At 71.9% G+C, this 5,700-nt stretch carries 4 protein-coding genes and 1 pseudogene; 2 read left to right on the top strand and 3 right to left on the bottom strand.

The window, feature by feature from the left end:
* Both ACWGIU_RS27450 and ACWGIU_RS27455 read left to right on the top strand, forming a co-directional pair.
* Positions 1–1,351: pseudogene (locus tag ACWGIU_RS27450) on the top strand (hypothetical protein); the annotation flags it as partial.
* Between the two features lie 13 nt (positions 1,352–1,364).
* Complete coding sequence (locus tag ACWGIU_RS27455; protein ID WP_453710132.1) at positions 1,365–1,940, top strand: antibiotic biosynthesis monooxygenase; 576 nt, start codon at positions 1,365–1,367, stop codon at positions 1,938–1,940.
* 4 nt (positions 1,941–1,944) lie between these two features.
* Here the strand turns inward: ACWGIU_RS27455 and ACWGIU_RS27460 are convergent, their stop codons facing one another.
* The 3 genes from ACWGIU_RS27460 to ACWGIU_RS27470 all read right to left on the bottom strand — a co-directional run bounded on the left by ACWGIU_RS27460 (position 1,945) and on the right by ACWGIU_RS27470 (position 5,588).
* Entirely contained in the window at positions 1,945–3,594 is a 1,650-nt protein-coding gene (locus ACWGIU_RS27460; protein WP_453710134.1) for a long-chain fatty acid--CoA ligase, read from the bottom strand.
* Positions 3,595–3,754: 160 nt separating this feature from the next.
* A complete protein-coding gene (locus tag ACWGIU_RS27465; RefSeq protein ID WP_453710136.1) occupies positions 3,755–4,288 on the bottom strand; it encodes a SigE family RNA polymerase sigma factor in 534 nt (177 codons plus the stop codon).
* A gap of 133 nt (positions 4,289–4,421) precedes the next feature.
* On the bottom strand, positions 4,422–5,588 hold the full coding sequence (locus ACWGIU_RS27470) for a lipid-transfer protein (protein ID WP_453710138.1): 1,167 nt from the start codon (positions 5,586–5,588) through the stop codon (positions 4,422–4,424).
* Positions 5,589–5,700: the final 112 nt, after the last annotated feature.

The following is a 5,700-nucleotide window of genomic DNA, read 5'->3' on the forward strand; positions in this document are numbered from 1 at the left end:
GCCCATCGCCCCCGAGGGCGGCTTCGCGCTGCCCGCCGGCCCGACTCCGGCTCCCCCCGCAGCGGCCTTCGACGCCGACGCTCCGGCCGGGCGGCGTGGTCGCCGGGTGCTGGGCGCCCCCGCCGCCGAACCCGAGCCCGAGGCCGGCGCCGCTGCCGCTGCCACCGCCGCGCAGCCCGACGATTCCGCCGAGAACCCGACCGGTCGGCGCCGCGCCCTGGCCGGCGCTCCGGCGTGGCCGGTTCCGGCCGCTCGTACCGCTCCCGAGGGCGACGAAGCCTCCGGCCAGGTCGCGGTCCCCGGTGCGCGGCGGCCCCAGGACGCTCCGGCGCAGGGCCAGGCCGCGCAGCCGATCAGCGTGCGCGCCCTCGGCACCCTCGGCCAGGGCATCTCCCTCGATCCGGGCGGCTCCGGTGCGGCCTCCGGCTCCGGCCCGGCCACCGGCGCGGGTGCGGCTTCCGGTTCCGGCCGACGTCGCCGGCTCGCCGAGCCCGCCCCGCAGGGCCGGGCCTTCGCGATAGAAGCGCCCGAGGCCGGCTCCGACGAGGGCCCGGAGCCGCTGGACGGCCCGGGCGGCGCAGTCGAGGTGGTCAATCGGCCCGTGCCTCGGCCCGTGGACGACGAGCTGCCGCCGGAGCCCTTGGACAACCCGCGCCGGCTCCTGGTGTGGCCCGCGCCCGATGTGCAGACGCAGCAGGCGCTGAGCGACCGCGGCTACCGGCCGGTGATCGTCCACTCCCGCGAGGAGGTGGACGCGCAGATCGCCGCGTTTCCCGCCGCGCTGTTCGTCGACCCGCTGACCGGGCCGATCACCCGGACGGCCCTGCAGTCCCTGCGTCAGGCGGCGGTGGCCGCGGAGGTCCCCGTACTGGTCACGGCCGGGCTGGGGCACGCCACGCGCGAGGCGGCCTACGGCGCCGATCCGGCCGTATTGCTGAAGGCGCTGGCGCCGCGTGACAGCGAACAGCATCCCTCCCGGGTACTGCTGATCGAAGAGCACGACGAGATCGCGACCGCGCTGACCGCCGCCCTGGAACGGCGCGGCATGCAGGTCGCGCGGGCGGGTGCCGACACCGACGCCGTGGAACTGGCCACGCGCATGCGGCCCAACTTGGTGGTCATGGACCTGATGCAGGTGCGCCGTCGGCGGGCCGGGATCGTGGACTGGCTGCGCGCGAACGGGCAGCTGAACCGCACCCCCCTGGTCGTCTACACGACGACCGGCATCGACCCGGCCGAACTACCGCGGCTCGCGTCCGGCGAGAGCGTCCTCTTCCTGGCCGAGCGGGCCACCACGGCGGACGTCCAGGGCCGCATCGTGGACCTGCTCGCCAAGATCGGCACCAACTAGTAATCCTGGGCCGATGGCCATCATCGACACGAGCGAGCACACCGTCCCCGCCGACAGCGGGGAGGTGAATCTGCTCATCGCACGGCAGGTGGAGCCCGGCCACGAGGAGACCTTCGAGGCCTGGGCCCACGGCATCCTGGAGACGGCCGCGGGCTTCCCGGATCACCTGGGGTACGGGCTCTTCCGTCCGGCGGCGGAGGGCGGGCCGTGGTTCCTGGTCCACCGCTTCCGCAATCAGGCGGCGTTCCAGCGCTGGCAGGACTCCCCGGAGCGGGCGCAGTGGTTCTCGAACTGCCTCGGCCACCACCACACGGAGATAGCCCGCCGGGAACTGCACGGCATGGAGACCTGGTTCGCCAAGCCGGGTACGACCCGGCCCGCGCCGCCGCGGTGGAAGATGGTGATCAGCTCGGGGCTGGCCGTCTTCCCGATCTCGCTGATCGGCAACGCGGTACTCGGGCCGTACCTGGTGGATCTGCACGTCGTACTGCGGACGGCCGCCTTCGCCGTCGTGTTCAGCACCCTGATGACCTACGTGGCCATGCCTGCGGTCAGCAGACTGCTGCGGCCGTGGCTCACCCGGAGCTAAGTCGTCAGTCGAGTTTGGTGACGTCCAGTGCGCCGTCCGCGTACTGCTTGCGGATCACCTTCTTGTCGAACTTGCCGACACTGGTCTTCGGCACCGCCTCGATGAACGTCCAGCGCTCCGGAAGCTGCCACTTGGCCACGGTCTGGGCGAGGAACTCGCGCAGACCCGTGTAATTCACGGTCGCACCCTTCCTGAGGACGACCGTGGCCCGGGGGCGCTCTCCCCACTTTTCGTCGGGGACGGCGACGACGGCGGCCTCGGCGACCTCGGGGTGCGCCATCAGCGCGTTCTCCAGGTCCACACTGGAGATCCACTCGCCACCGGACTTGATGACGTCCTTGGCGCGGTCGGTGAGGGTGAGGAAGCCCTCGGCGCTGATCACACCGACATCACCGGTCTTGAGCCAGCCGTCGGCGCTGAACTTGTCCTCGGGCCGCAGGGGTTCGCCGGACGCGCCACCGTAGTAGGAACTCGCGATCCAGTTGCCGCGCACCTCCAGCTCGCCCGCCGACTCCCCGTCCCAGGGCAGGAGGTCGCCGGCGGGGCCGATCAGCCGAGCCTCGACGCCCGCCGGGAAGCGGCCCTGGGTGATCCGGTAGGGCCACTCCTCCTCGGCGGTCAGGCCGGCCGGCGGGTGCGCCATCGTGCCCAGCGGCGAGGTCTCGGTCATGCCCCAGGCGTGGCAGACACGTACGCCGAGCTTGTCGTACGCCTCCATCAGGGAGGGCGGACAGGCCGCGCCGCCGATGGTGACCTGCTTCATCGACGTCAGGTCGCGCGGGTTGGCGGTGACCTCGGCCAGCAGGCCCTGCCAGATGGTGGGCACGGCCGCCGCGTGCGTGGGCTTCTCCCGCTCGATCATCTCGGCGAGCGGAGCGGGCTGCAGGAACCGGTCCGGCATCAGCATGTTGATACCGGTCATGAAGGTGGCGTGCGGCAGCCCCCAGGCGTTCACGTGGAACTGCGGGACCACGACGAGGGTGGTGTCCCTGTCGGTCAGCCCCATCGACTCGGTCATGTTGACCTGCATCGAGTGCAGGTAGAGCGAGCGGTGGGAGTAGACGACGCCCTTGGGGTCCCCGGTGGTGCCGGAGGTGTAGCACATCGCGGCCGCCTGGCGCTCGTCCAGTTCGGGCCAGTCGTAGCTGTCGGAGCCGCCCGCGAGGAGCTCCTCGTACTCGTGCACCCGCACGTTCAGGCCTCCGAGAACGGACCGGTCGCCGATGCCGCTGACCACCACGTGCTCGACGGTCGGCAGGTGCGGCAGCAGCGGTGCGAGCAGGGGCAGCAGCGTGCCGTTGACCAGCACCACCCGGTCGGCGGCGTGGTTGACGATGAAGACCAGCTGCTCCGGGGGGAGACGCAGGTTGAGGGTGTGCAGGACCGCGCCCATGGAGGGGATCGCGAAGTACGCCTCGACATGCTCGGCGTTGTTCCACATCAGGGTGGCGACCCGCTCGTCCTGCTGCACTCCGAGCTCGTCGCGCAGGGCGCCGGCGAGACGGGTGGCGCGGTTGCCGATCTCGGCGAAGCTGCGGCGGTGTGGCTCGGCCTCCCCGGTCCAGGTCGTGACCTGGGACTTCCCGTGGATCGTCATCCCGTGTCGGAGTATGCGGGTGACGAGGAGCGGTACGTCCTGCATGGTGCTGAGCAAAGCGTCCTCCCGGTGAGCGCTGCGGCGCTGCGGCGGCTACGGATGCTGCCGATTCTGCGCACGTACCGGTCGGCATGTCACTACCCGGGGGTAGAAACCACCGCGCGTTTCACGTGAAACATTCCCGGACGTCTCAGGTTTCACGTGAAACACCCTCGCGTCACCGGACCGGCACGAGCTCCGGGTCCTCGCGGAGCTTGCCCAGCGCGCGGGAGACCGCACTCTTGACGGTGCCGACCGAGACCCCGAGCAGCTCCGCCGTCTGCACCTCGCTCAGGTCCTCGTAGTACCGCAGGACGACCATGGCCCGCTGCCGGTCGGGCAGCCGGGTCACCGCGCGCCACATCGCGTCGCGCAGCGCCTGTGCCTCGGCGGGGTCGCAGGCCGAAACCGCCTCGGTCTCCGGGAGCTCGTCGCATACGAATTCGTCGACCTTGCGCTTGCGCCACTGGGAGGTCCGGGTGTTGACGAGGGTCCGCCGGACGTAGCCGTCCAGGGCGCGGTGGTCCTCGATCCGGTCCCAGGCCACGTACGTCTTCGCGAGGGCCGTCTGGAGCAGGTCTTCCGCATCGCACGGGTTCGCGGTGAGGGAGCGCGCGGTGCGCATCAGGACCGTGCCGCGGGTCCGGACGTACGCCGAGAACGACGGGTACGGCGTCGGATTCGAGGCGAGCGTGCACACAGGCGTGGTCATGTCTCCACGCTAGGAGCGCCCGCCCGCCGTGGGATCGGCCGCAGGTGCCGATGGTGGATCCGCCTCAGGTTGTAGGAACAGGGCCGTCCCCACCCCCTGAAGGTGGAGGGGACGGGGCCGTGGGTCCCGGTTCTCAGCCGTCGGCGCCGAGGATCAGACCGGAGGTCGGGACCCCCGTACCGGCCGTGACGAGTGCGTGCGCCGCCCCCGCGACCTGGTTGACGGAGGTGCCGCGCAGCTGACGGACGGCCTCGGCGATGCCGTTCATCCCGTGCAGGTACGCCTCTCCGAGCTGGCCGCCGTGGGTGTTGAGCGGCAGTGCGTCCGCGGCCACGAAGTCTGCGGCCTCGCCCGGCGCGCAGAAGCCGAACTCCTCCAGCTGCATCAGCACGAAGGGGGTGAAGTGGTCGTAGAGGATGCCGACGTCGATGTCCGAGGGCCGCAGCCCGCTGGTCCGCCACAGCTGGCGGGCGACCACGTCCATCTCCGGCAGCCCGGTGAGGTCGTCGCGGTAGAAGGATGTCATGCCCTCCTGCCGGCGCCCCGCACCCTGCGCGGCCGCGGTGATCACGGCGGGCGCGTGCCGCAGGTTCCGGGCGCGCTCGGTCGTGGTGACGACGACGGCCTGGCCGCCGTCCGTCTCCTGGCAGCAGTCCAGCAGCCGCAGCGGTTCCACGATCCAGCGTGAGGCGGCGTGGTCGGCGAGGGTGATGGGCTTGCCGTGGAAGTACGCGGCGGGGTTGTTCGCGGCGTGCCGGCGGTCGGTGACCGCGACGTGCCCGAAGGCTTCGGGGGTGAGGTTGTAGGCGTGCAGGTAGCGCTGGGCGGTCATGGCCACCCAGGAGGCGGGGGTCAGCAGGCCCCAGGGCAGCGACCAGCCGAGCGCCGCCCCCTCCGCCGAGGGCTCCCGCTGCTGGACCCCGGACCCGAAGCGGCGCCCGGAGCGCTCGTTGAAGGCGCGGTAGCAGACGACGACCTCCGCGATCCCCGTGGCGACGGCGAGGGCAGCCTGCTGGACGGTGGCACAGGCCGCGCCACCGCCATAGTGGATACGGGAGAAGAACGACAGGTCCCCGATGCCCGCCGCCTGGGCAACGGTGATCTCGGGGCTGGTGTCCATGGTGAACGTGACCATGCCGTCGACGTCTGCGGGGGTGAGGCCGGCGTCGTCGAGGGCCGCGTGTACGGCCTCGACGGCGAGCTTGAGCTCGCTGCGGCCGGAGTCCTTGGAGAACTCGGTCGCTCCGATGCCGGCGATGGCGGCGCGGCCGCCGAGCTCGTCGCGGGTGCGGACGCTCATGCCGGGACCTCCGCGGTGACCGTTCCCGTGACATGGTGGCCGATGCCGTTCGAGCCGACGACCCGGATCTCGACGGTGGTCCCGGCGACAGCGGTCCCCGATCCGGCGTGGG

The organism is Streptomyces sp. NPDC054840 (assembly GCF_053611065.1).

What these genes read in the sequence shown, in the direction of transcription:
- ACWGIU_RS27455 (WP_453710132.1), top strand. Translation starts at nt 1,365, where the DNA reads ATGGCCATCATCGACACGAGCGAGCACACCGTCCCCGCCGACAGCGGG.
- ACWGIU_RS27465 (WP_453710136.1), bottom strand. Translation starts at nt 4,288, where the DNA reads ATGACCACGCCTGTGTGCACGCTCGCCTCGAATCCGACGCCGTACCCG.
- ACWGIU_RS27470 (WP_453710138.1), bottom strand. Translation starts at nt 5,588, where the DNA reads ATGAGCGTCCGCACCCGCGACGAGCTCGGCGGCCGCGCCGCCATCGCC.